26 protein-coding genes are annotated in these 24,500 nt (G+C 65.5%); 10 read left to right on the forward strand and 16 right to left on the reverse strand.

The window, feature by feature from the left end:
- Positions 1–23: 23 nt before the first annotated feature.
- Together D9V29_RS11265 and D9V29_RS11270 are read right to left on the reverse strand one after the other, a co-directional pair.
- Positions 24–638, reverse strand: a complete 615-nt coding sequence (locus D9V29_RS11265) for an FMN reductase (protein WP_121673426.1) — start codon at positions 636–638, stop codon at positions 24–26.
- Positions 638–1,744, reverse strand: a complete 1,107-nt coding sequence (locus tag D9V29_RS11270; protein ID WP_121673427.1) for an LLM class flavin-dependent oxidoreductase — start codon at positions 1,742–1,744, stop codon at positions 638–640. The genes D9V29_RS11265 and D9V29_RS11270 overlap by 1 nt, the downstream gene beginning before the upstream one ends.
- 134 nt (positions 1,745–1,878) lie before the next feature.
- On the opposite strand from D9V29_RS11270, the gene D9V29_RS11275 reads away from it, so the two are divergent.
- Positions 1,879–3,036, forward strand: a complete 1,158-nt coding sequence (locus tag D9V29_RS11275) for an acyltransferase family protein (protein ID WP_121673428.1) — start codon at positions 1,879–1,881, stop codon at positions 3,034–3,036.
- A gap of 12 nt (positions 3,037–3,048) precedes the next feature.
- Here the strand turns inward: D9V29_RS11275 and D9V29_RS11280 are convergent, their stop codons facing one another.
- Together D9V29_RS11280 and D9V29_RS11285 are read right to left on the reverse strand one after the other, a co-directional pair.
- The gene (locus tag D9V29_RS11280) at positions 3,049–3,507 is read right to left on the reverse strand and encodes a VanZ family protein (RefSeq protein ID WP_121673429.1); all 459 of its coding nucleotides are present in this window, start codon (positions 3,505–3,507) and stop codon (positions 3,049–3,051) included.
- A 4-nt stretch (positions 3,508–3,511) separates the two neighbouring features.
- On the reverse strand, positions 3,512–5,020 hold the full coding sequence (locus D9V29_RS11285) for an amino acid permease (protein WP_121673430.1): 1,509 nt from the start codon (positions 5,018–5,020) through the stop codon (positions 3,512–3,514).
- A gap of 88 nt (positions 5,021–5,108) precedes the next feature.
- On the opposite strand from D9V29_RS11285, the gene D9V29_RS11290 reads away from it, so the two are divergent.
- Complete coding sequence (locus D9V29_RS11290; RefSeq protein ID WP_121673479.1) at positions 5,109–6,797, forward strand: glycoside hydrolase family 13 protein; 1,689 nt, start codon at positions 5,109–5,111, stop codon at positions 6,795–6,797.
- A gap of 112 nt (positions 6,798–6,909) precedes the next feature.
- On the opposite strand, the gene rpsO is transcribed toward D9V29_RS11290, so the two are convergent.
- Positions 6,910–7,179, reverse strand: a complete 270-nt coding sequence (gene rpsO, locus D9V29_RS11295) for a 30S ribosomal protein S15 (protein WP_121673431.1) — start codon at positions 7,177–7,179, stop codon at positions 6,910–6,912.
- A gap of 181 nt (positions 7,180–7,360) precedes the next feature.
- Here rpsO and D9V29_RS11300 point away from each other — a divergent pair, with 181 nt between their 5' ends.
- Entirely contained in the window at positions 7,361–8,017 is a 657-nt protein-coding gene (locus tag D9V29_RS11300) for a pyridoxine/pyridoxamine 5'-phosphate oxidase (RefSeq protein ID WP_121673432.1), read from the forward strand.
- A gap of 53 nt (positions 8,018–8,070) precedes the next feature.
- Positions 8,071–8,271: a DUF5302 domain-containing protein gene (locus tag D9V29_RS11305; protein WP_121673480.1), complete on the forward strand. Its 201-nt coding sequence runs from the start codon at positions 8,071–8,073 to the stop codon at positions 8,269–8,271.
- On the opposite strand, the gene D9V29_RS11310 is transcribed toward D9V29_RS11305, so the two are convergent.
- Together D9V29_RS11310 and D9V29_RS11315 are read right to left on the reverse strand one after the other, a co-directional pair.
- Positions 8,268–8,726: a PaaI family thioesterase gene (locus D9V29_RS11310; protein WP_121673433.1), complete on the reverse strand. Its 459-nt coding sequence runs from the start codon at positions 8,724–8,726 to the stop codon at positions 8,268–8,270. The two genes, D9V29_RS11305 and D9V29_RS11310, sit on opposite strands and share 4 nt — an antisense overlap.
- A complete protein-coding gene (locus D9V29_RS11315; protein WP_121673434.1) occupies positions 8,726–9,643 on the reverse strand; it encodes an LLM class flavin-dependent oxidoreductase in 918 nt (305 codons plus the stop codon). The genes D9V29_RS11310 and D9V29_RS11315 overlap by 1 nt, the downstream gene beginning before the upstream one ends.
- Positions 9,644–9,729: 86 nt before the next feature.
- Between D9V29_RS11315 and D9V29_RS11320 the strand changes: the two genes are divergently transcribed.
- Together D9V29_RS11320 and D9V29_RS11325 are read left to right on the forward strand one after the other, a co-directional pair.
- Positions 9,730–10,860, forward strand: coding sequence for a M4 family metallopeptidase (locus D9V29_RS11320; RefSeq protein ID WP_121673435.1), 1,131 nt, complete (start codon positions 9,730–9,732; stop codon positions 10,858–10,860).
- Between the two features lie 19 nt (positions 10,861–10,879).
- Complete coding sequence (locus D9V29_RS11325) at positions 10,880–11,248, forward strand: protealysin inhibitor emfourin (protein ID WP_183084992.1); 369 nt, start codon at positions 10,880–10,882, stop codon at positions 11,246–11,248.
- An 18-nt stretch (positions 11,249–11,266) separates the two neighbouring features.
- Here the strand turns inward: D9V29_RS11325 and D9V29_RS11330 are convergent, their stop codons facing one another.
- From D9V29_RS11330 to D9V29_RS11340, 3 genes are all read right to left on the reverse strand, one after another.
- Entirely contained in the window at positions 11,267–12,640 is a 1,374-nt protein-coding gene (locus D9V29_RS11330) for an MFS transporter (RefSeq protein ID WP_121673436.1), read from the reverse strand.
- A 35-nt stretch (positions 12,641–12,675) separates the two neighbouring features.
- A complete protein-coding gene (locus D9V29_RS11335; protein WP_121673437.1) occupies positions 12,676–13,725 on the reverse strand; it encodes an LLM class flavin-dependent oxidoreductase in 1,050 nt (349 codons plus the stop codon).
- A 95-nt stretch (positions 13,726–13,820) separates the two neighbouring features.
- Positions 13,821–14,300, reverse strand: a complete 480-nt coding sequence (locus tag D9V29_RS11340) for an Lrp/AsnC family transcriptional regulator (protein ID WP_121673438.1) — start codon at positions 14,298–14,300, stop codon at positions 13,821–13,823.
- Positions 14,301–14,407: 107 nt separating this feature from the next.
- On the opposite strand from D9V29_RS11340, the gene D9V29_RS11345 reads away from it, so the two are divergent.
- Entirely contained in the window at positions 14,408–15,631 is a 1,224-nt protein-coding gene (locus D9V29_RS11345; protein ID WP_121673439.1) for a trans-sulfuration enzyme family protein, read from the forward strand.
- Between the two features lie 10 nt (positions 15,632–15,641).
- Positions 15,642–16,037, forward strand: coding sequence for a DUF1304 domain-containing protein (locus tag D9V29_RS11350; protein WP_121673440.1), 396 nt, complete (start codon positions 15,642–15,644; stop codon positions 16,035–16,037).
- Positions 16,038–16,039: 2 nt separating this feature from the next.
- On the opposite strand, the gene D9V29_RS11355 is transcribed toward D9V29_RS11350, so the two are convergent.
- The 3 genes from D9V29_RS11355 to D9V29_RS11365 all read right to left on the reverse strand — a co-directional run bounded on the left by D9V29_RS11355 (position 16,040) and on the right by D9V29_RS11365 (position 18,278).
- Entirely contained in the window at positions 16,040–16,567 is a 528-nt protein-coding gene (locus D9V29_RS11355) for an adenine phosphoribosyltransferase (RefSeq protein ID WP_121673441.1), read from the reverse strand.
- A gap of 3 nt (positions 16,568–16,570) precedes the next feature.
- The gene (locus tag D9V29_RS11360) at positions 16,571–16,945 is read right to left on the reverse strand and encodes an FKBP-type peptidyl-prolyl cis-trans isomerase (RefSeq protein WP_121673442.1); all 375 of its coding nucleotides are present in this window, start codon (positions 16,943–16,945) and stop codon (positions 16,571–16,573) included.
- Between the two features lie 232 nt (positions 16,946–17,177).
- Complete coding sequence (locus tag D9V29_RS11365) at positions 17,178–18,278, reverse strand: PrsW family intramembrane metalloprotease (protein ID WP_229790539.1); 1,101 nt, start codon at positions 18,276–18,278, stop codon at positions 17,178–17,180.
- A 150-nt stretch (positions 18,279–18,428) separates the two neighbouring features.
- Between D9V29_RS11365 and D9V29_RS11370 the strand changes: the two genes are divergently transcribed.
- Positions 18,429–19,313: a fumarylacetoacetate hydrolase family protein gene (locus D9V29_RS11370; RefSeq protein ID WP_229790540.1), complete on the forward strand. Its 885-nt coding sequence runs from the start codon at positions 18,429–18,431 to the stop codon at positions 19,311–19,313.
- A 5-nt stretch (positions 19,314–19,318) separates the two neighbouring features.
- Here D9V29_RS11370 and D9V29_RS11375 read toward each other — a convergent pair whose 3' ends face one another.
- Positions 19,319–20,815 carry an aspartate ammonia-lyase gene (locus D9V29_RS11375; protein ID WP_121673443.1) on the reverse strand — a complete coding sequence of 499 codons (1,497 nt, stop codon included), beginning with the start codon at positions 20,813–20,815 and terminating at the stop codon, positions 19,319–19,321.
- Positions 20,816–21,226: 411 nt separating this feature from the next.
- Here D9V29_RS11375 and D9V29_RS14790 point away from each other — a divergent pair, with 411 nt between their 5' ends.
- A complete protein-coding gene (locus D9V29_RS14790) occupies positions 21,227–21,988 on the forward strand; it encodes a putative endonuclease domain-containing protein (protein ID WP_147436268.1) in 762 nt (253 codons plus the stop codon).
- A gap of 56 nt (positions 21,989–22,044) precedes the next feature.
- Here the strand turns inward: D9V29_RS14790 and D9V29_RS11390 are convergent, their stop codons facing one another.
- Together D9V29_RS11390 and D9V29_RS11395 are read right to left on the reverse strand one after the other, a co-directional pair.
- Positions 22,045–22,941: a phosphodiesterase gene (locus tag D9V29_RS11390; RefSeq protein ID WP_121673446.1), complete on the reverse strand. Its 897-nt coding sequence runs from the start codon at positions 22,939–22,941 to the stop codon at positions 22,045–22,047.
- A 32-nt stretch (positions 22,942–22,973) separates the two neighbouring features.
- Positions 22,974–24,410 (reverse strand): NCS2 family permease, encoded by a 1,437-nt coding sequence (locus tag D9V29_RS11395; protein WP_121673447.1) that lies wholly within the window; start codon positions 24,408–24,410, stop codon positions 22,974–22,976.
- Positions 24,411–24,500: the final 90 nt, after the last annotated feature.

A 24,500-nucleotide genomic window follows, 5' to 3' on the forward strand; every position in this document is an offset into this window, starting at 1 on the left:
ACGTGGCGGCATCCGTCCGGGTTCTAGCCACCGATCAGGCTGAGCGCCGCGTCGAAACCGAAGGGGTCACGCACGCTGGTGGATCGCTCGGACGCGATCACGAGCGGGACGAGCTCGCCGGCCGCGCGGTCGATCCGGTCGGGCAACGTCTTGACCGTGTCGGCTCCGCTCCCCCAATCCTCGGATGCCGCGAAGACGCTCGTCGGTACAACCACGGCATGCAGGTAGGTGAACATCGGCCGGATCGCATAGTCGAGGGCGAGTGAGTGCCTCGCTGTTCCCGCGGTCGCACCGATCAGCACGGGCATGTCGGTGAGGGACCGGTTGTCGAGGATGTCGAAGAACGACTTGAACAGTCCGCTGTAGCTCGTCGTGAAGATCGGGGTGACGGCGATCAGGCCGTCAGCGCCGGTCACCGCGTCGATGACCGCCTCGAGCTTCGGGCTCGCGAAGCCGGTCAGCATGTTGTTCATGATGTCGGAAGCGACGTCGCGCAGTTCGACGGTCGTTACCTCAACCTCTGCACCGTGCTCTCGCAGCCGGGCGACGGTCGCATCCGCGAGGCGGTCCCCGAGCATCCGTGTCGATGACGGCTGGCTGAGTCCCGCGGAGACGACGACAAGCTTTCGTGCGGTCATTACTTCACCTCGGAATCGACGAGAACGGGAGCCGACGCGGACGCGGCCGCGAGGGACCGATGGGTGGGAGCATCAGGGATGTCGGCGGCGCGGCCCTTCGCGAATTCACGGCGGAGCACGGGAACGACCTCTTCGCCGAGCAGGTCGAGCTGCTCGAGAACGGTCTTGAGCGGGAGGCCCGCGTGGTCCATGAGGAACAGCTGGCGCTGGTAGTCCCCGACGTAGTTCCGGAAGCCGAGCGTCTTGTCGATGACCTCCTGCGGGCTGCCGACGGTGAGCGGCGTCTGAGACGTGAAGTCCTCGAGGCTCGGACCGTGGCCGTAGACCGGCGCGTTATCGAAGTACGGCCGGAACTCGCGGACGGCATCCTGCGAGTTCTTGCGCATGAACACCTGGCCGCCGAGCCCCACGATGGCCTGGTCGGCACGACCGTGACCATAGTGCTCGAACCGCTGGCGGTAGAACGCCACCATCTTCTGGGTGTGCGAAGCCGGCCAGAAGATGTGGTTCGAGAAGAAACCGTCACCGTAGAAGGCTGCCTGTTCCGCGATCTCCGGGCTCCTGATCGACCCGTGCCAGACGAACGGCGGCGTACCATCGAGCGGCCGTGGGGTGGCCGTGAAACCCTGAAGCGGAGTGCGGAATTCTCCCTCCCAATCGACGACGTCTTCTCGCCAGAGCCGGCGCAAGAGCGCGTACTTCTCGAGCGCGAGCGGAATGCCCTGGCGGATGTCCTCGCCGAACCAGGGATAGACGGGGCCGGTGTTGCCGCGGCCGAGCGTCAGGTCCATGCGTCCGCCAGACAGGTGCTGAAGCGTCGCGTAGTCCTCGGCGAGGCGGACAGGGTCGTTGGTCGTGATGAGCGTTGTCGCTGTGGAGAGGATGATTCGCTCTGTGCGTGCCGCGAGGAAGCTGTTGATCGCAACAGGGCTCGACGGGAAGAACGGGGGGTTGTGGTGCTCACCCATGGCGAAGACGTCGAGGCCAACCGCTTCGGCATGCTGGGCGATGGTCAGGATGTCCTGGAGTCGCGAAGCATCGGTCGGGGTGTGACCGGTGGTGGGGTCGGTGGTGATGTCGCCGACACTGAAGATTCCGAACTGCATGATTGCCTTCCAGCGAAGAAATGTTTATTCATATGAATGGATATCGAGTGTAACGGAGGCTGATCGCCATCTATTCCACAGTCGAACCACTTTCGCAGAATAGGGTGGAGTCCGGCAGCGAGCGAGGGAGCAGCATGAGCGCGGAAGCGGCGGGAAAGCAGACGACAGCTGCTCCGAAACCGCGGGTACCTTTCTGGGACAACGCCCGGTTCGCCTGCATCGTCCTCGTCGTCATGGGACACGCGATCCAGCGGATCACCTACGACTCGGATGCCGCGCTGGTGACGTATCTCTGGATTTACGCGTTCCACATGCCCGCCTTCGCGATCGTGAGCGGTTACTTCACCAAAAGCGGGTCGCCGAGCGTTCGCCAGATGAAGCGCGTGATCACCGACATCCTCGTTCCGTACGCGATCATGGAGACCATCTGGACGCTCGTTCAGTTCCTCGTCGAGGGCAAGGGTGAACTGAACCCGACGCGCCCGAGCTGGACGCTGTGGTTCCTGCTCGCCCTCGGGATCTTCCGGCTCGTGCTGCCGTACCTCGCACTCCTGCGCTGGCCTCTCGCGGTGTCGCTCATCATCTCCGTCGGCGTGGGGTACCTGGACAACGTCGACAGCACCTTCTCACTCGCCAGGGCACTGGGCATCCTGCCGTTCTTCGTCCTCGGCTGGCAATTGCACCGGTGGAAACTCGTCGACCGGTGGCGGGTGGTCGAACGCCAGACCTGGGTGATCCGCGGAATCGCCATCGTCGTGCTCCTCGGCTGGCTTGCCGTACTCGTGCCTCTCATCGACCTCTGGCGGGCCATCGACCTGCGCTACTGGTTCTTCTACGACCAGTCCTACTCAGGCCTCGGCGGTGACCAGTGGTGGGCAGGAGGAGTCCGGCTCGGTCTCATCGTTCTCGCGGCTCTGCTCAGCGCCGCCTTCTTCGTGCTGCTCCCCCGGCGGGAAACCTGGATGACCACGCTCGGGCAGTACACGATGTATGTGTACCTGCTCCACAGCTTCGTCCTCTACCCGCTCCGTGAAAGCGGAGTGCTTCGCGGCGAAGAACTCCCCGAGCTCTACCTGGTCGCGATGCTGGTCTTCTCGCTTGTGATCGCGATCGTGCTCTCCAGTCGCCCGGTCCGGCGGTTGTTCCGCCCTCTCGTCGAGCCGAAACCGCGCTGGCTTTTCGCCGATTCCGAGGACACGCCTGCCGGGCCGTCCAGGCGGGATCCGACGGGAGCCATGCGCGCGGTCGCACCAGAGCGCCCGCGCCATCCGGATCCCCCGTCGTTCCGCTGACCTCGCCTGCGCTCAGCGCGTTGCGGGCACGGCCCTGCGTGCCCGAGCGAGCCGGAGCTCGCGCGCCTTGCGTGCCGTGAGAACGAGCCCGACCAGCACCCCGATGACGGCGCCGGCGGTGTTGGCCACGATGTCTCTCGGATCAGACACGCGAGTCGGCAGAAAAAGCTGAGCCGTTTCGATGGCGACGGTGATGCCGAAACCAAGCGCCATCGCGAACCACCACAGCTTGCGGCCGAACAGCAACACGAGGAAGAGTCCGATGGGGAGGAACATCCCGATGTTCGCGGCGAACTCGATCCCGTTGTAGGTGATCCAGGAGGTCGCCTCGTGGCGATCGAAGAACCCTAACAGCCGGAACAACAGTCCGTTCGAGTTGTCATCGAGCGGCTGCGGCCCGAGCGTGACCCACCCGACGAACGCCAGATACGCGAGCGTGAAGAATCCGAGTATCGGGTGGCGGTGAAGCATCCCTCTAGTCTGCAGCAGGATCGGGAGCGGTCGACGCAAGCCGGGCCTGCTCACGCCCGAGCACCGAGTTCCTGCGCCCGTACACGAAGTAGATCAGGAGTCCGATCGCCAGCCAGATCCCGAAACGCACCCACGTCAGGGTCGTGAGGTTGAGCATGAGCCACAGGCACAACACGGCAGACAGGATCGGCAGGAACGGTGAAAGAGGCACCTTGAATGCCCGTGGCAGGTCCGGGCGCTTCTTCCGGAGAACGATGACGGCGATGCTCACGAGCACAAAGGCGCTGAGGGTTCCGATGTTGATCATCTCCTCGAGCAGGCCGACGTCGGTCAGTCCCGCGATGAGCGCGACGACGACGCCGGTGAGAATCTGGATCCGCACCGGGGTGCGTCGTTTGTCGCTCGTGACACTGAGCGACCTCGGCAGGAGTCCGTCCCGGCTCATCGCGAAGAGCACACGGGCGAGGCCGAGCAGGAGCACCATGATGACGGTCGTCAGCCCGGCCAGGATGCCGACCGAGATCACCTGGGCGGCCCAGTCGGCCCCGACGGCGACGAACGCGGTCGCGAGCGACGGATCTTCCGCTTCGGCGAGGGTTGTGTACGGCACCATTCCGGTGAGGACGAGGCTGACGCCGATGTAGAGCACGGTGACGATGGCGAGACCGCCGAAGATCCCGCGTGGGAGGTTCTTCTGCGGGTCACGCACCTCTTCGGCGCTCGTCGCGACCACGTCGAACCCGATGAAGGCGAAGAACACGAGGGACGCGCCTGCCAGCAGTCCGAACACTCCGTATTGTGCCGGCGCAGCCCCTGTCAGGAACGAGAACAGCGACTGCGACCACGCGTCACCGGTACCGCCCTCGGTCGGGCGCTCCTCCGGGATGAAGGGACTGTAGTTCTCCACCTTGACGAAGAAGGCACCGACGACGATGACGAAGAGCACGATCGCGACCTTGATGATCGTGAAGACGGCACCCACACGTGCTGACAGCTGGGTCCCGAGAACGAGGAGAGTGGTGAACACGGCGACGATGACGAACGGCCCCCAACTCACCTCGAGACCGAGAACGTTGATCGTGTCCGGGACGTTCCAGTTCCACAGCTCGAACACCAGGGAGAGGTAGATGCCCCAGTATTTGGCGATGACAGCAGCCGCCGTGAGCATCTCGAGGATGAGGTCCCAGCCGATGATCCATGCGAGCAGTTCGCCGAGGGTCGCGTAGGTGAAGGTGTAAGCCGAACCGGCGACGGGAACCGTCGACGCGAACTCGGCGTAACACATGATCGCGAGCGCACACGTGACGGCGGCCAGGACGAACGCCAGGCTCACCGACGGGCCGGCGTAGTCGCCTGCTGCCCGCGCGCCCACCGAGAAGATTCCGGCACCGACCGCGACGGCGACGCCCATGACCATGAGATCCCAGGTCCCGAGGGTGCGCTTCAGGCTGCGGTGTTCGAGGTGCGAATCCGCGAGGGAGTCCTCGATGCTTTTCGTGCGCCAGAGACTCATGATCTCCTCCAGATCCGTGACCCGAACAGGGCACGTACCGACAATGCCAGAACTCGCGTCGCGCGTCGAGAGTGAGAAGATCGATTGCATGACGGATGCCACTGAGAACGGAACGAAGGACGACACCAGCACCGCAGCCCCGTGGTGGACGCGGGCGGTCGTGTACCAGGTTTACCCGCGGAGTTTTGCGGATTCGGACGGCGACGGGATCGGCGATCTCGGCGGCATCCGCTCCAGGCTCGGCTATCTGGCCAAACTCGGCGTCGACGTGATCTGGCTGTCACCGGTGTACCCGTCGCCGCAGCACGACAACGGATACGACATCCGGGATTACGAGGACATCGATCCGGTGTTCGGTTCTCTCTCCGATTTCGATGAGCTGGTCGCCGATGCCCACTCCCGTGGCATCCGGATCGTCATGGACCTCGTCGTCAATCACACGAGCGACGAGCACGCCTGGTTCCAGGAATCCCGGTCGTCGACGGACAACCCGAAGCGGGACTGGTATTGGTGGCGGGCGCCGCGCGAGGACGGGAGCGCACCGAACGACTGGACGAGCGCCTTCTCCGGTCCGGCCTGGACGCTCGACGAGGCAACCGGCGAGTACTACCTGCACCTGTTCGCCAAACAGCAGCCTGACCTGAACTGGGAGAACCCCGACGTGAGGCAGGCGGTGTACGCGATGATGCGCCGCTGGCTCGACCGAGGCGTCGACGGATTCCGGATGGATGTCATCAACCTCATCGCCAAGCGCGCCGAGTTCATCGACGGCGAGAACAGGGGCGCGGGGCTCGGGTTCACGATGGGACCGCAGATCCACGAGTTCCTGCAGGAAATGAACCGTGAGGTCTTCGCGGGGCGGGAGGGCGAGTACCTCACCGTCGGCGAAATGCCGGGGGTCAGCATCGAGGATGCCGTCCTGTTCACCGATCCTGACCGCGCCGAGGTCGACATGGTGTTCCAGTTCGAGCACGTGTCCCTGGACTCCGGCGCCCACAAGTTCGACGCGATTCCGCTCGACTTCGTGGCGCTCAAGACCAATCTCGCACGGTGGCAGGACGGGCTCGCAGAGCGCGGTTGGAACAGCCTGTACCTCAACAACCACGATCAGCCGCGGCTCGTTTCGCGATTCGGCAACGACGAACAGTATCGGGTCGAGTCCGCGACGCTGTGGGGGCTCGTGCTGCACCTGCACCGCGGGACGCCGTACATCTATCAGGGCGAAGAGATCGGCATGACGAACGTGCGGTTCGAGTCGATCGAGTACTACCGCGACATCGAATCGATCAATCACTATCGTGAAGCCGTGGAGGAGTTCGACGCCTCCCCCGCGAGCGTCCTCGCGGGAGTTCACGCTCGCGGGCGCGACAATGCGCGGACGCCGATGCACTGGGATGCGAGCGAACACGCCGGATTCACGACGGGAAAGCCGTGGATCGAAGTGAACCCGAACTACCCCGAGATCAATGTGGAGGCGGACCGGGCGTCCTCCTCGAGTGTCTTCGACTTCTACCGCAAACTCATTGCCCTTCGGCATGAGAACGAGACGGTCGCCCTCGGCGACTTCGAGTTGCTCGCCCCGTCGCATCCGACCCTGTACGCGTTCACGCGCACGCGCGGAACCGAAACTCTCCTCGTGGTCGCCAACGTCTCGGACGACGCATTCGACGGGGACCTTCCGGTGGACGTGACGGGAGCAGGACTCGTCCTGGGCAATTATGCGAACGACACCGGCGGGCCCCTGCGCCCGTGGGAGGCACGCCTCTACCGGTTGTGACCAGCGCGCCCCGTGGCATCCGGGCACAAAAACGGGCCGTTCACCTCGCGGTGAACGGCCCGTTTTTCAAGAAGTTCGCGGTGTCAATCGACTCCGAAACTGCCCGACTGAATTAGCGACGCAGTCCGAGACGCTCGATGAGCGCGCGGTAGCGGTTGATGTCGACATCAGCCAGGTAGCCGAGGAGACGGCGACGCTGACCAACCAAGAGAAGCAGGCCACGACGTGAGTGGTGGTCGTGCTTGTGCTCTTTGAGGTGCTCGGTGAGGTCTTTGATGCGCTGGGTCATCACAGCGATCTGGACCTCGGGGGATCCCGTGTCACCTGGGTGGGTTGCGTACGCTTCGATGATCGCCTTCTTGGCTTCGCCTTCAAGTGCCATAGGTTGATCCCCTTTTCTCTCGTTGCGCGGTGCCCGTCACAGAATGTGCAGGCTCTCTTTATCCGCGGCCGTTTGACGGCAACCTCAAGAGTTTAGCAGGTTTCAGTTCTCCGGACGGCGGTAGGGTGAACGCCTCGACCGCAGCGACGCGGCGCGGTTGGGAACCGTTCGAAAGGATGCCATGACTGACTCTCTCGCGACAACGTTACGTGCCTTGCGAAGCTTCCCCGACGATCTCCCTGACCTGGCGGTGGGCGCCGCCCCCGGAGACCCGGTCGAGCTGTTCACGACCTGGCTCGGTGAAGCAGCCGACGCCGGCGTTCTTGCCCCGCACGCCATGACGCTGTCGACGAGCGGACCGGACGGCGTCGTCACCGCGCGCACCCTCATCCTCAAGGACATCGACGAACGAGGCTGGCTCTTCGCGTCGCGAGACGACGGCCCGAAGGCGCGGGATCTCGGAGCAAATCCTTTCGCCGCCCTCACGTTCTTCTGGCCCGCGCTCGGGCGTCAGGTACGGGTCACCGGCCCGGTCCGCAAACGCCCCCAGGCCGAAGGAGAAGCTGATTTTCTCGCCCGCCCCGTCGAGGCCAGGGCAGCGGCGTTCGTCGGGCACCAGAGCGAACCACTCGGTTCACTCGACGAGTACGCGTCCGCCCACGCGGATGCCGTCGCCCGCGTCGCCGATGACCCTCACCTCGTCGCCCGCACCTGGAACACCTGGGCGGTCGCTGCCGACTCCGTCGAGTTCTGGCAGGCGTCCCCGGACCGCGCCCACATCCGTCTGCGTTATTCTCGGCACGGCCGGGACTGGGAACACGGCCTGCTCTGGCCGTGACCGCCGCTGCTGTTTACACTGGGACGGCATCCGATCCAGATCGCGAGGACACCATGACTTCCGAGAAACCAGAAGCGAATGCAGACGACACCGGCGCCTCCGAGGAGACGAAACGGAAGTTCCGTGAGGCCCTCGAACGCAAGAAGCAGCAGTCGCAGGGCAAGGGCACCGACCACCTCGACGGCGATTCAGCGATCCACGGCGCGCACGGGCCAGCGACGCACCAGCGTGAGTTCCGCCGGAAGAGCGGCTAGTCGCTCCGCTCGAACACCAGGAGTGACGACGTCGCCGTCGCGAGAACCCGGCCAGCGGCATCCGTCAGCGCGGCCGACGCGAAAGCCGCCCTGCGCCCGAACGAAATGAGACTTGCTTCGGCACGCACCGGCCCGGTTTCGGTGGTGATCGGGCGGTGGAACGACGTCTTCAGTTCAAGAGTCGTGTAGCCCTGCGTCGGCGAGATCCGGGTGTGCACGGCAGCGCCACAGGCCGAGTCGAGCACCGTCGCGGCGAATCCGCCGTGAACCGTTCCGGTGAGGTTCAGCACCGACGGGCCAGGGGTGCCCTCAAACACCGCGTATCCCTTGCCGACCTCGATGAGCCCGAATCCCAGAGCCTCCCCGATCGGCGTCCGCTTCCCTGACGCGATCAGGCCCTGCAACTGTTCAAGACCGGAAAGACCGCTGGTGCCGGCGTCATCGAGAAGGTTCATCAGCCCAGCTTAGGGATCACTCCACCGTGCTCATGCAGCGCCGGAAGCCGCGCAGCGACGTCATCGAGGATGTCTTCGGAGCCGGCGAAGATTCCGTCCGCGCGCGGCCAGTGGGTGATGACGTCGGTGAAGCCCAGCTCGATCGCGCGGCCGACGACGTCGTCGAATCGACCGATGCTGTCAAGCGCGTAGCTCCCACCCGAGTCGATCATGAGGTAGCGGTCCGGCCCGAGCGGGTCTGTTCCGACCGAGAGCGCTGCGTCCTCGAACCGGTGAGCGAGGTCGGCCACCGACGTCCACCAGTCCTCCCCCACGGCTCCATCCCGCCCTGTGGTCACCCAGCCCTGCCCGTACTCGGCGGCGAGCCGCATCCCCTTGGGCCCGTTCGCCGCAATCACGAAGGGCACGCGCGGGTGGTGTGCGGGAGCGCCAACCATACGGGCGCGAACCGCTGTGAACCAGTCCCCGTCAAAACTCACTCCCCCACTGCCAGGCAATTCGTGGCGCAACAGCAGGTCGAGTCCTGAGACGAACTCCGCAAATCGGTCGTGACGCTCGCGGGGCGAGTATTCGGCCGCGCCGAGAACTGCGGCGTCGAAACCGGTGCCACCAGGGCCGAGGCCCAGCTGGAACCGGCCGCCGGAGATCTCATCGAGAGTTGCGATCTCCTTGGCGAACGGGACGGGATGCCGGTAGTTCGGCGAGGCGACGATCACCCCGATCGGGATGCTGCTGGTCACGAGTGCCGCGGCGGTGAGGGTCGGGACTGTTCCGTGCCACGGCTCATCCGCGAGCGAACGCCACGACAGGTGGTCGTAGGTCCAGGCCCCGTCGAACCCGTATTCTTCGGCCGCACCCCACTTGCGCCGGGCAACAGGCCAGGGATCCTGGGGCAGGATCGTGATTCCGATTCGCATGCGCCGAGTCTACGGTCGGCGGCGAATCCTCCCCGCGCCGCCGCCGGCCGCGCACCATGTCGGGGGCGGATGTGAGAATTCCAGATATGAGAACGCGACCGCAACCCGCACCGACCGTGCCACCGGCATCCGCTCGCCCCGCTGCGCACCACTCCCAGCACCGCTGCTTCATCGTGCCGCCGTATCTGCTTGCCCAGCTGGCCTCGCTCGAGGATCCCCGGCTACACCGCGCCCGTGAGGCGGCGAGGCACGTCCTCGAGAGCGAGCACGTGAGCCACTCTGTCCGCCCTGGCGAGCCGCCCACGATGCGGCCACCCGTCGTGCGGCCCCGAACCGGTCCGGTCGCCAATCCCTCACAACCCGATCGCGCCATATCGGATGCCGGTGGAACTGAAACCCTGCCCGGTCGCATCGTGCGCCGCGAGGGTGAGCCCGCCGTCGACGACGCAAGCGTCAACGAGGCGTATGACGGGCTCGGTCACACCCACGCGCTGTTCTGGGACGCGTTCGAGCGCGCATCCGTCGACGGTGCCGGCTCGCCGCTCGAGGCGACCGTGCACTACGGAGATGCATACGACAACGCCTTCTGGGATGGGTCCCGGATGGTGTTCGGCGACGGCGACGGGCAGGTGTTCGCCGGGTTCACGACATCGCTGAGCGTCATCGGGCACGAACTCACCCACGGTGTCACCCAATACACCGCCAACCTGGTCTACTCGGGACAGTCCGGCGCCCTGAACGAGTCCGTATCCGACGTCTTCGGTGCTCTCGTCGAGCAGCACTCACGAGGACACGACGTGACCGAGGCAAGCTGGCTGATCGGCGAAGGCATCTTCACCGATGAGGTGGAGGGCACAGCACTTCGCTCGCTCAAGGCTCCCGGCACCGCGTATGACGACGACGTGCTCGGCAAGGATCCCCAGCCGGCACACATGGACGACTTCGTCGAGACCGACGACGACAACGGCGGCGTTCACATCAACTCGGGGATTCCCAACCGGGCGTTTTACCTTGCGGCCACGTCGATCGGCGGCAACGCCTGGGAGCGCGCGGGCCGCATCTGGTACGAGACCCTCACCGGCGAAATCAAGGCCACCACCGACTTCGGAGGCTTCGCCGACGCGACTATCGCCGTGGCGGTGAGGCTCTACGGTTCCGAATCGCCCGAAACTGCGGCTGTCCGCACAGCGTGGGGAGAGGTGGGCGTGCTGAGCTGAGGGGAGTACGATCACGGGCATGAAAGTGACCGTCACCCGAAGCGGCGGGTTCGCCGGGATTACCCGCAGCTGGCATGTCTTCGTCGAGCGTGAACCCGACGAAGAGTCGTGGGTGGTCCTGCTCCGCAAGCTGCCCTGGGACGAGGTGACCCGGGAGCCGAGCCAACCGGATCGTTACCTCTACCGGATCAATTGCGAACCGCGCGCACGCACGGACCGGCCCGACAGTCGCGACGCACCCGAGCGGATCCTCCCCGAACCGCGGGAAGCCGTCATTCCCGAGCAGCGCCTCACCGGACCGTGGCGCGAACTCGTCGACCGGGTCCGCGAGCGTGATGAGGAAAAACGGGAACTGCGCCCGGCCGCCGCGCCCGACGACAACACCTGAGGATCGCGCCGCCGGAGGTCAGACCCGGAAAACCTCGGGCGGAACGAACTCGTCGAGCGACTTGCCGCGTTTGTCGGCGAGTCGCAGCGAAGCGCCCGCCGCGATGAGGAAGAACCCGGCGAACACACTGAAGAGCAGAACGTTGCCGCCGAACCCGGTCAGCAGTGGAACGGCAAGAGGAGCGATGATCGATGCGATCCGCCCGATGCCGGCCGCCCAGCCGGCTCCGGTGCCGCGGAGTTCGGTCGGGTACAGCTCAGGAGTCACCGCGTAGAGCGCGCCCCATGCCCCGAGGTTGAAGAAGGACAGCAGCATCCCTGCGCCGATGACCTGCCACTCGGCCCCGGCGAGCCCGAACAGCACCGCTGAGACGGCCGAGCCGGTGAGGAAGACGGCCAGGGTCTTGTTCCTCCCCCACTTCTCAACGAGCCATGCCGCCACGAGGTACCCGGGCAACTGCGCGAGAGTGATGATGAGCGTGTATCCGAAGGATCGGACGAGCGAGAACCCGGATGCCACGAGGATCGTCGGCAGCCAGACGAACGCGCCGTAGTAGGAGAAGTTCACGCAGAACCAGACCAGCCAGAGGGCGGCGGTCTGCACCCGGTGAGGTCGCGCCCAGAGCGCGGCGACCTGGCGTCGTGCCGTCAGTCGTGGCTTCGCAGGCACATCGACGGTCTCGGCCGGTTGCGCTGGGGGCACGACCCCCGCGGAGCGCTCGAACCGCTGAACCGTCGACTCGGCCTCGGCGATGCGTCCCCTCGATTCGAGGAAGCGGACGGACTCGGGCAGACCGAACCGGACGACGGCCGCGTACAGCGCCGGAATGGCACCGATGGCGAGCGCCCAGCGCCAGCCTTCGGAACTCGCGGGTACGACGACGAAACCGATGATGGCCGCGAGCGTCCATCCGACCGCCCAGAATGCTTCGAGCAGCACGATGATGCGGCCGCGGATTCGGGGAGGAGCGAACTCGGAGACGAGTGTCGATGCGACGGGAAGCTCGGCGCCGAGTCCGAGGCCGACAACGAAGCGGAGCGCGATCAGCACGCCGACGGACCAGGAGAGCGCCGAGGCGCCGGTCGCGATGCCGAAGATCAGCAGCGTGATCGCGAAGACCTGGCGCCGGCCGAGCCGGTCGGCGAGGAGCCCGCCGAGGCTTGCCCCGATCGCCATGCCGATGAACCCGGACGAGGCGATCCAACTCAGTTCGGAACCGGTGAGGCTCCAGGTGACCGCGAGCTGTGCGAGCACGAAGGAGATGAGTCCGACGTCCATCGCGTCGAGGGCCCATCCCATACCGGAACCGACGAGCAGCTTGCGATGCTCTTTCGTGAACGGCAGAGCGTCGAGCCGGGACAACCGCGAGGTCGGGCTTTCGGGTTCGGTCATCTCATTATTCTGCCCCGTGTCCGGCCCGCTGGCGGTCAGGCAGCCGGGACGAGCGCCAACTGCTCCGCGAGAAGACGCAGCGTGCTGGCCCTCCCCGGGGTACGGTTGGCCGGATCCGCGTCGTGCGCAGATGCGCCTGGGGACACCATGACCTCGTCGACGTCGAACCTCTTCGCGAGCTCACGCACCCGTCGCGCAGCGGCCTCCGGTTCGTCGATGATCCAGCTGCTGAGAGATGCGGCGATGAACTCGTCCTGCAGCGGCGTCATCGTGGTCGCTTTCGCTTCCTCCACCGTGGCGAGCCGGCCGAGCTGCTCGTTGGTACGCAAACGAGCCATCATCTGCAGGTTCGGGAGAGCCAGATCGTACGCTTCGGCTGCTGTCGGCGCGGCCACGACGTTCGCGGTCACGAACGTGCGTGGGGCGTCGAGCACGGGTGACGGCTGGAACTGTGAGCGGTAGATCTCGAGCGCCCGTTCCGCGCCGGCACCGGCGAAGTGGTGAGCGAACACGTAGGGAAGCCCGAGCGATGCGGCGAGGGTCGCCGAGTAATCGCTCGAACCGAGCAGCCAGATGTTCGGGGTGCTCGTCGCGGCGGGTGTCGCGCGCAATTCGTATTCGGTTCCGCTCGTGAGCCGAACCGTCGCTCCGTCCTCACTGAGGAGAGCGGCGATGTCGCTGACGTAGTTCGGGAAGCTGTTGACGTCGCTCGTTGCTCCCGATCGGTTGAGTACGGCGGTGACGACGGGGTCACTTCCGGGGGCACGCCCGAGACCGAGATCGATCCGTCCCGGTGCGGCTGCCTCGAGGAGCGCGAACTGCTCAGCGACCACGAGCGGCGCGTGGTTCGGGAGCATGACGCCTCCAGATCCCACCCGGATCCGCTTCGTGTGGGCGGCCAGAATACCGATGATCACGGCCGGGTTGGTCGACGCCACCGACGGCATGTTGTGGTGTTCGGCCACCCAGTACCGCTCGAAGCCGAGCTCATCGGCGACCTGAGCGAGGTCGATGGCTGCGGCGAGCGCCTCAGCGGAGGATTGCCGCGAACGGACGGGGACGAGATCAAGAACAGAGAGTTTCACACACACAACCTTTCGGTAGGTCCAAGTCCGGACGCCTGCTCTTCATTCCCGGGACGGATGCTTTCGCTCGCGAGCGGTTACGGCATCCGGCTTTCTCAGGCGAGCAACTGCTGCCAGCCGGTGCCGGCCGCGTGTTCGAAGACGAGGTTCGTTTCGGTATGTGCGACGGCCGGATGCCCGGTCAGGTACTGGACCACGAACTCACGCAGGTCAGCGGTGCTTCGTGCGGCGACGTGCATCAGGTAGTCGTCGCGGCCTCCCATGTGGAACATGGAGAGTACCCCGGGCCAGGTCGGAGCCTCCCGCCGGAACTTCTGGATGTCCGCACGGTTGTGCTGGGCAAGCTGAACGGCGATGAGTGCCTGCAGCGGAGCGCCGAGCACGGCGAGGTCGATGTCTGCGTGGTACCCCGTGATGTGGCCGGACTGGTGCAGCCGACGCAACCGGAGCGATACGGTCGATTCCGCGAGCCCGAGGTCGGTGGCCAGTTGCGAACCCGATGCTCTCGCGTTCGTGGACAGGGCACGCAGGAGAGCGCGGTCGGTGCTGTCGAGTTGTGCCTTCTTCGGTTCCATGACTGCTTCCCATCGGAGCTATGCATCATCTGCGGCAGAAGCGCCGTCTTATCAGAGTACCTTGCAGACCACTTGCGTGGGATCGAAGATGGTGCTGAAATTCGGGCATGCTCAGCGACGATGCACGATTCGAGACCCTCGCGGTCCACGGCGGAATGGACGGACTGCGCGACGCGGGATCGCACGTTCCTCCCATCGATTTTTCCACCACCAATCCCCTCATGGGAATCCTGAGCGGCGGTGATTCCTACGAGAACCTGGCGACGGGGCATCCACTCGAACCGGGCGCGTCCGCCGTGTACCAGCGGCTGTGGCAGCCGGGAGTGGCTCGCTTCGAGGAGTCGCTCGCCGCGCTCGAGGGCGCCGAGGGTGCTGTCGCGTTCAGCACGGGGATGGCTGCGCTCTCCGCTGTCCTGCTCGCCTGTGTTCGGCGAGGCACCGGTCACATCGTCGCTTCGCGCCCGCTGTACGGAGGAACCGACCACGTTCTCGAATCAGGGCTGCTCGGGACCACGGTCACCTGGTGCGATCCTGACGAGATCGCGGCGGCCATCCGTCCGGACACCGGCCTCGTCCTGGTCGAGACGCCGGCGAACCCGACCCTCGAATTGCTCGATATTGCGGATGTCGTCGCCCAGGCCGGAAGTGTTCCCGTCATGGTCGACAACACCTTCGCCTCCCCCGTTCTGCAGCAGCCGATCCGGCACGGGGCCACGCTCGTGCTGCACAGCGCCACGAAGTTCCTCGGCGGGCACGGTGACGTCATGGGCGGTGTGGTCGCCGGGCCGGAGTCGTGGCTGGAGTCCCTGCGCCAGGTCCGCGCGTTGACCGGTGGGGTGCTTCATCCGATGGCTGCTTACCTGCTTCACCGCGGCTTGCGGACCCTCGCCGTTCGAGTGCGCGCCCAGCAGGAGACGGCGGCACTTCTCGCGATCCGTCTCGGCGAGCATCCTGCGGTTGTGCGGGTGCTCTATCCCGGCCTACCCGGCAACGACCCGGGCGCCCTCATCGGACGCCAGCTCGCCGGCCCCGGCTCGATTCTCGCGCTCGATCTCGGCACGTTCGCCGCCGCTCGCGCGTTCACGGAAAACTGCGTCCTCATCACACACGCCGTGTCGCTCGGAGGGGTCGACTCACTCGTCCAGCACCCCGCATCGCTCACGCACCGACCCGTTGCCGAGGAGGCTCGACCGGGAGCAGGCATCGTCCGGCTCTCGATCGGGCTCGAGCACGTGGAAGACCTCGCGACCGACCTGCTGCGTGCGCTGGACGCGCTGCCCGCCGACGGCATCCGCCCGGGAATGCTGACAAACCCGGTGGCGTCCCAATAGGCTCAGCCGCATGTCCATCCTGATCACGATCGCAGCAACACTGTCGGCCGCAATCCACGTGCTGATCTTCTACTGGGAATCGGTGGCATGGACCCGGCCGGCGGTATGGAAACGATTCGGGATCGCGAGTGCCGAAGACGCACAGACGACGCGGGCGTTCGCGTACAACCAGGGCTTCTACAACCTGTTCCTCGCCGTCGGTGCGCTTGTCGGGTCAGTACTCTACGGTCTGGGGGCGACCGACGCCGGTTTCGCCCTCGGGCTGTTCTCGGTGTCGTGCATGCTCGCTGCTGCGATCGTTCTGGTCACGAGCGGTCGCGGGCGGCTTACCGCCGCGTCGGTTCAGGGAGTGTTCCCCCTCATCACCGTCGTGCTGTACATCGTGAGCTGGACGACCGAGCACTGAACTCAGGCCGGTTCAGCGACGATCGCGTAGACGTCGTAGCCGGCGAGCTTGTCGCGGGCGCCGAGCCCTTCCAGTTCGAGCACGAGCCCCATGCCGGCCACTGAATAGCCGGCGCGTTCGATCAGCCGTGCGGCTGCCGAACAGCTGCCGCCGGTGGCGAGGACGTCGTCGAGCACGAGGACGCGCGAACCAGCTGCGAGCTGGCCCGGCTTGATCTCGAGCGTCGCGGAGCCGTACTCGAGCGCATAGTCCTCGCTGAGGACGTCACCCGGGAGTTTGCCTCCCTTGCGCACCGCAACGAGAGGCTTGTGGGCGGCGTAGGCAAGCGCGGCGGCGAGGAGGAAGCCACGGGCTTCAACGCCCGCCACCGCGTCGAAACGACCGGAGAATCGAGCCGCGAGGTCATCGATGACGGCTGCGAAAGCATCCGCATCGGCGAAGACGGGCGTCAGATCACGAAACACGATCCCGGGCTTCGGAAAGTCCGGGATCGTGTCGCTTCGTTCGAGAACGAGTTCAGAGACGTTCAAGCGTTACTTCACACCGAGAAGGTCGATGACGAAAATGAGCGTCTGACCCGAGAGCGGGTGGTTGCCGCCCGCTGCACCGTAGGCGAGGCTCGGCGGAACGGTGAGCTTGCGGCGACCGCCGACCTTCATGCCGGGGATGCCTTCCTGCCAGCCCGCAATGAGGTTACGGAGCGGGAAGTTGATCGATTCGCCGCGGCTCCAGGAGGAGTCAAACTCGTCGCCGGTGTCGTAGGAGACGCCGAGGTAGTGCACGTTGACGGTGGAGGAGGCCTGTGCCTCGTCGCCCTCGCCGATGATGAGGTCGACAACCTCGAGTTCGGTGGGGGCTGGGCCCTCTGGGGCGTCGATTTCGGGCTTGGTGTTCTGCGATTCGGTCATGGGACCATCAAACCCCCTCGTCGCCCACGCGTCAAAGCGAGCGCGCCAATAGTCCCCGATCGAGCTGAGTTGGTTTCCGGGTCCTCCCGGCGCGGTTCTGAGCGGAAAAAATCCTTGCACTCGCGGCCAAGTCGGTGCATGCTGAGAACAGAACAACTCATCGCCCCGTCGACCTGCAGGCAGTGCCGCGGCACAGGGCGATGAGTTGGTTAACGGGGCTTTTTCTCAAGCGTCACGGCGCAAGCAACCGACGCCGTGCCTCCGTCACCGCAGCCAGAAGTTCGGCCTCAGACGTTCGGTGAACCAGCTCGTTCCGACCCGTGATCATCCGCTGGCGCGTCATGGCAAGCCGCGTGGCATCCCGGGTGAAGACCGCCATCGCCTGGCCACGGTTGCCGGGGAGACTCCGTGCCCACGCCTTCGCCTGCCGCCTGCCGGGCCAGGTCGAAAGCATGTCGACTTCTGCCGGAGTGAACCAGCCGGCAGCCGCATACTCCCCCAGCCTCGCGCGGGTCAGGCGGATCTCGTGGCGCCTCACCAACACGGTGATGGTGATCAGGGCGATGGAGATCGGCACCTGCACGATGACGAAGTAAGCCGCGTACGACTCGAAGGAGTTCACGAGGTAGGTGGCCCCGTTCCAGAGCGCGTGCAGGAAGATCGCCCCGACGAGTCCGACGAGCGCGTAACCGATTGCCCCGAAGCCGAGATGCCTCCGCGCCGCGAGGCCAAGCGCGATCCCGGTCAGGACGGTGAAGGTGGCGTGAGCGAACGGCGACATGATCGCCCGCATGAAGAAGGTGAGGCCCAGCTCTGCCGGGCCGCCCTCGGTGAGGGCGAGGCCGAAGTACTGGATGTTCTCGGTGAATGCGAAACCCGCAGCGATGACGATGGCGTAGACCAGCCCGTCGACCACGCCATCGAAGTGTCTGCGAGCCGCGAAGTACAGAATGACGAGCCCGAGGCCCTTCGCGATCTCCTCGACGATCGGCGCCTGGAGCGTCGCACTCAGGACGGCTTCGGTGGGCTGACCCGTTGTGAGGAGCGCGGCGATCTGGACTCCCAGGTCCACGAGCAGGGCGATCGCCACGGATGCCGCCGCGCCCCACAGGAACGCGAACACGAGGGCAAGCCTGGGCTCCGGTTCCCAGCGGTCGATCCACGCCACGGCGGCGAGAACGACGGCGAGCGGGATGAGGGCGGCCACGAAACCGATGATGACGGCGCCGGGCCCGAGAAACACCGTGAGGTATCCGAAAACAACGAGCAGAACGACCGCGAGGATCGCCACACCGAGAATGCCGAGGAGCGCACCGGTCGGTCGCGGGGGCACAGGACTGCTCCAGACCGGATGCGCCGGCTCGGGGGCTCTGGCTGGCCGGGAAAGAGGAGGAGGCGAGTACGACATTGGAACAGGGTAATGGCTGGCCCGCTGCCCGCGGGAGCCGCCGGCCGGCATCCGTGGGTCCGATAGCCTAGACGGGTGAGATTCTCGCATTTCGTCGATGAGACGAACACCCACTCCCCCATCCGGCTCGCGATGGTCCACGGCGACGGCGCCCTGTTCCTCGACGAGATCCTCGACGACGCTCCCGCCTCGCTGCAGCAGTTGATCGAGCGCGGCGACGACGAGCTGCAGCGCGTGCGCAACCACGCCGAGCTCGTAATCGGCCAGGGTGTTGAGCTCACGCCCGTCGCCGATCTTCGCCACGCTTCGGCCGTGCTCAACAACACGCCGCAGGTCATCGCGATCGGGCTCAACTACTCGGCGCACTCCAGCGAACTCAACCTCAAGGCCGACAAGGCGCCGACCGTCTTCTCGCTCTGGCCCAATTCCCTCACCGGTCACGACGGCACGACATCGTGGCCGCGATCGCTCAGCGAATCGATCGACTACGAAGCAGAACTCGGGGTCATCATCGGCAAGCCCGCCAAGGACGTGTCAGAGGCGGATGCCCTCGACTACGTTTTCGGGTACACGGTCGTCAACGACATCACCGCCCGCGACATCCAGTATTCGGAGGCGCAGTGGTCGAGGTGCAAGTCGTTCGACGGCTTCACCCCGACCGGACCGGTCGTCGTCACGCGGGATGAAGTGCCGGACCCTCAGAACCTGCACATCTCGACGGTGCTCGACGGTCACCTCATGCAGGACTCGTCGACCGCGCTGATGATCCGCTCGGTGGCGACGCTCGTGTCGTACCTGTCCCGTTCGGCGACCCTGCTGCCCGGTACTCTCATCTCGACCGGGAGCCCCGGCGGCGCCGGGTACTCCCGTGATCCGCAAGTGTTCCTCCGCGACCGGTCGACGGTCACGGTGTCGGTGGAAGGCCTCGGCCGCCTCACCACCCACTGCCGGATGACCTGAGCCCCCTAGGGCTGGCCGCTTCCCTCGAGACTCGTGTGGACTTCACCGTCGGTGCTCTCCTCCACGAATCCGTCGATGACCGGGATGGCGGTCGTGATCGACTCGAGGCCGGAGAGCCGTGCCGGTGAGAGCTGCCTGGTCACTTCTTCGCGCGTCATCAGTTCCGACTCGACGACGAGGTCGGCGATGTTGCGCCGGGTGAGCAAGGCCGTTTTCGCGAGAGCTGCGGCAGCGGAGTAGCCGATGAACGGCGTCAGGGCGGTGATGACTCCGACCGATGAACCGACCATCGTCTCGAGCCGTTCCTCGTTCGCGGTGATCCCGTCGATGCAGTTGATCCGGAGCGTGTGGCAGGCCTGCGCCATCCACGTGATGCTCTGCATGAGCGAGTGGGCGATGACCGGCTCGAAGGCGTTGAGCTGCAACTGGCCCGCTTCGGCCGCCATGGTGACCGTCATGTCCGCGCCGACAACCGAGAACGCGACCTGGTTGACAACCTCCGGAATGACGGGGTTCACCTTGCCCGGCATGATGCTCGATCCGGCCTGGACGGCGGGAAGGTTGATCTCGCCGAATCCGGCCTGTGGCCCGCTGGAAAGCAGCCGCAGGTCGTTGCAGATCTTCGAGAGCTTGATCGCCGAGCGTTTGAGGGTGCCGCTGAACGACATGAAGCCGCCGGCGTCGCTCGTCGATTCGATCAGGTCGGGCGCTGTTTCGAGGCTCAGGCCGGTGATCATGTTCAGGTGACCAACGACGACGGAGGCGTAGCGGGGGTCCGCGGTGATCCCGGTTCCGATGGCTGTGGCGCCGAGGTTGATCTCAGCAAGCAGCCAGCGGGTTTCGATGAGGCGAGCGTGATCCTCACCGAGAGTCGTCGCGAAACCGTGGAATTCCTGCCCCAGCGTCATTGGAACGGCATCCTGAAGCTGGGTGCGTCCCACCTTGAGCAAGTGACGGAACTCGGCTGACTTGCGCGAGAACGAGTCCTGCAGGAGGGCGAGTTCGTCGAGGAGCGTCTGCAGCGAGAACGACAGTGCGATCTTGATCGCCGTCGGGTACACGTCATTGGTGGACTGGCTGCGGTTGGTGTGGTCGATCGGTGAGATGAAGCCGTAGTCGCCCTTCGGCCGGCCCGCGATCTCGAGCGCGACGTTGGTGATGACCTCGTTCGCGTTCATGTTGGTAGATGTGCCGGCGCCACCCTGGATCACGCCGACGACGAACTCCTCGTGGAACTCACCGTCGATGATCCGCTGGCAGGCCTGGTCGATCAGCGCACCCTTCTCGGCACCGAGAACCCCGAGTTCGACGTTCGTGCGCGCCGCTGCCTGCTTCACACTGGCGATGGCGACGATGAGCGCCGGGTAGACCGAGATGGGTCGCTTCGAGATCGGGAAGTTCTCCAGCGCTCGCGCCGTGTGGATGCCCCAATAGGCATCCGCGGGAATCTCCATGCTGCCGAGCGAATCGGTCTCGGTGCGGGTTCTTTCGTCCGTCGTCATTGGGAACTCCCTCTCCTGTGGTTCTATCTCCAGGCCGCGGTTGGCGGGTGTGATCAGTCTCACTGTGGCTCCATTGCCTTGTCGTCGAGTGCTTGTGGCGGGACCCTCCCGACTTTACCCGCCTTGCGCGCCGTGAGTGCTGGCCCGACTGGCAGAAGGCGTCGGCGCGATCGCCACACTGTCACGCGGGGTGGACCTGTGAAGAACGCGATCGGCGGCATCCCGCGTGGCAAGGTGGTCGCCATGCCTCGACGCACTCCCCTTCCGCCGGAGCAGCGAGGTGTCGCGTTCCGTACATCCGATGACCACGGGTTATCCCCGGGTCGGCTTCGTGGTTCGGATCTCCAGGCGCCTCACCGAGGGGTCCGTGCTGTTGAGCTGAGCGCAGCATCCGTTCTCGATCGCTGCCGGATGTTCGCGCCACTGATGCCGTCGGACGGTGTCGTTTGTTCGGTGACCGCTGCGCTGGTCTATCGGATGCCACTTCCTCGCTCGCTCGAGAACGCCCAGACACTCCATGTCGCGGTTCCTCGAGGTCATCAGCCGCCGCGAGTGCGCGGCGTCACCGGGCACGCGCTGACGCTGCACCGACCGCGCTGGCATGCCGCTGAGATACCGCTGGTGGACCCAGTGGAAACCTGGGTGCATCTGGCTTCTGTCTTGAGTCGTGAGGATCTGGTTGCGGTAGGCGATTTCCTTGTCTCCGGCCGGGTGGCGGCCGCTGGACGCGAGCCAGTGTTATCGACGATCGACGAACTCGCGTCGGTCGTTCGCGCCTCTCAGGGCGTGCGCGGCATCTCGAAGCTTCGTTGGGCGTTGCCGCTCGTGCGAACCGCCGTCGACTCCAGGCCAGAGAGCCATCTTCGCCTGCTCTTTCTTGCCCACTCACTGCCCGAGCCACTGGTGAACCGACCGATCTACTCCGCGACGGGCGAATATCTTGGACGGCCCGACCTGTCCTATCCACGCCTCAAGCTGCTTTTCGAGTACGAAGGCGATTACCATCGCACCGACCCGGCCCAGTTCCGCCGGGACATTTCACGGCGTGAGCGGTTCGAAACGGAAGGCTGGCGAACCGTACGAGTGACGAGCGATGATCTTTACGTCCAGCCGCTCGCATTCATCCAACGCACCCAGGCGCTCATCGCAGCACGGCGATCGATTAAGCAGTAGACGCTCCAAAACCCGGGATATTGGAGCATCTACTGCTTAATGGATCGCGAGTGGGATCAGCGCTTGCGCGAGAACGCCTCCACGCGCTCTTCCGGGCTCAACGCCTCCATCTCAGCGATGAACTCCTGTGTGAAGAAGTCGGAGGTCGCGAAGTCACCGATCGGCACGACCGAGTGGGTGATGCGGTCGTCGTACACATGCAGGAGGTTGTACGACTGCCCGCCGTCCATACCGTTGGTCGATCGCGGCGGGTTGCCGAGGTTCATCGTGTAGCAGGTGGCCGCAGCGACCGATACCGGGATACCCGCGAACATCGACGTCATCGCATAGTGCAGGTGCCCGGCGAGGATGGCGCGGATATCCGTCCCGCGCAGCACCGCTTCGAGCGCGGACTGGTCGCGCAACTCGAGCAGATCGAACAGCGGCTGCGGCGCCGGCGCCGGCGGATGATGCAGACCCACGATCGTGCCGAGCTCGGCCGGGGTCGACAGTTCAGCAGCGAGCCACTCAAGTTGCGCATCATCGAGCTCTCCGTGGTGAAAGCCGGGCACACTCGAGTCGAGGCCGATGAAGCGCAACCCACCGAGATTCCAGACCCGGTCGAGAGGCGCATCGGATGCCTCCTGCCGCAGCAACTCGCGCCGCATCGGTCCGCGTTCGTCGTGATTGCCCATCAGCCAGATGAGCTGAGCGCCCAGCCGCTCGGCGACCGGCTCGACCCGCTCGCGGAGCCTTGCGTAGGCATCCGTCTCTCCGAGGTCGGTGAGGTCACCGGTGAACACGAGGGCGGACGGCCGGATACCGGTCGCCTCGACCTGGGCGAGCGCGCGCTCCAGGTTCGACTCCGTCGTGATGCCGCCGTGCAGTGGAGTGCCCCCGGCGAGGAAGTGCGTGTCGCTCAGGTGCACGATCACCTGGCGCGCTGGGGGGTACTGGCCAAGCTGAAGAGACATGCGCCCAGCCTAACCAGCACCTCCGACGCGGATCAGGCGAAAAGCATCTCGATCGGTCCACGAGCGAAGTAGACGAGGAATCCGACAGCCACGACCCAGAGCAACGGGCTGATCTCGCGGGCCTTGCCGCTCAGCGCGCGCAGGATCACCCACGCGATGAAGCCTGCACCGATGCCGTTGGCGATCGAATAGGTGAGCGGCATGATCGTGACGGTCAGGAACACGGGCAGGGTCGACGAGTACTCGGTCCAGTGGATGTCGCGGATCTGCGCCATCATCATCGCACCGACGATGACGAGGGCAGCGGATGCCACTTCGCTCGGCACGATGCTCGTCAGGGGCGTCAGGAACATGGCGAGGACGAACAGAACACCGGTGACGATGTTGGCGAGACCGGTGCGCGCGCCCTCACCGATACCGGCGCCGGACTCGACGAAGACGGTGTTCGATGAGCTCGAGGTCGCACCACCGGCGACGGCACCGATGCCCTCGACGATGAGCGCTGACTTGAGACGCGGGAAGTTTCCCTTTTCGTCGGCGAGGCCTGCTTCCTTGCTCAAGCCGGTCATCGTGCCCATGGCGTCGAAGAAGTTGGTGAAGACGAGGGTGAAGACGAGCATGAGAGCGGCGAGAACGCCGATGCGCTCGAAGCTGCCGAAGTTGAAGGCGCCGATGAGTCCGAGGTCAGGAGCGCTGAAGATCTGGGTGGGCAGCGCGGGAACCGTGAGTCCCCACCCGCCGGGGTTCTCGCCACCGTTGGAGGCGCCGACCGGGATGAGCGTCTCGGCGACGAGAGCGAGGACCGTGCCGACGAGGATGCCGATGAGCAGCGCGCCCTTGACCTTGCGCGCGACGAGAACACCGCTGACGAGGAGGGTCAGCACGAAGATCACGGTGGGAAGCGTCGCGATCGATCCGCCTGAACCGAGGCCGACCGGCGGCGACGACTGGCCGGTGGAGGTGACAAGACCAGCGTTGACGAAGCCGATGAAGGCGATGAAGAGGCCGATACCGACGGTGATCGCGATCTTCAGCTGGATTGGGACCGCTTCGAAGATGAGGCGACGAAGGCCCGTTGCTGCGAGCAACACGATGAAGAGACCGTTGATGACGACGAGGCCCATCGCCTCGGCCCAGGTGACCTGGCCGACAACGCTGAACGCGAGGAAGGAGTTGATGCCGAGTCCGGCGGCGAACGAGAACGGCAGACGCGCGACGAGACCGAAGAGGATGGTCATGACACCGGCGGTGAGTGCCGTCACGGCGGAGAGCTGGGCGAAGTCGAGCGAGTTTCCGTCGATGTCGACGCCGCTCGACAGGATGATCGGGTTCAGGATGACGATGTACGCCATCGCCACGAACGTGACCAGGCCACCGCGCACCTCGGCGCTGAACGTCGAGCCCCTCTTTGTGATTTCGAAGAAGCCGTCGATGCGGTTCTTGAGTGTGGGCGCAGTTGTCGATGCCACGAAGGGTCCCTTTCAGGAAAATGGGGTGAGGGGCGACACCAGCCCAAGCTCTCGCGGTGCGCCGAGGAACAGCTTATTGCCAGCCGCATG

This window comes from Mycetocola manganoxydans, from assembly GCF_003667545.1.
GTDB classification, from domain to species: Bacteria; Actinomycetota; Actinomycetes; order Actinomycetales; family Microbacteriaceae; genus Mycetocola_A; species Mycetocola_A manganoxydans.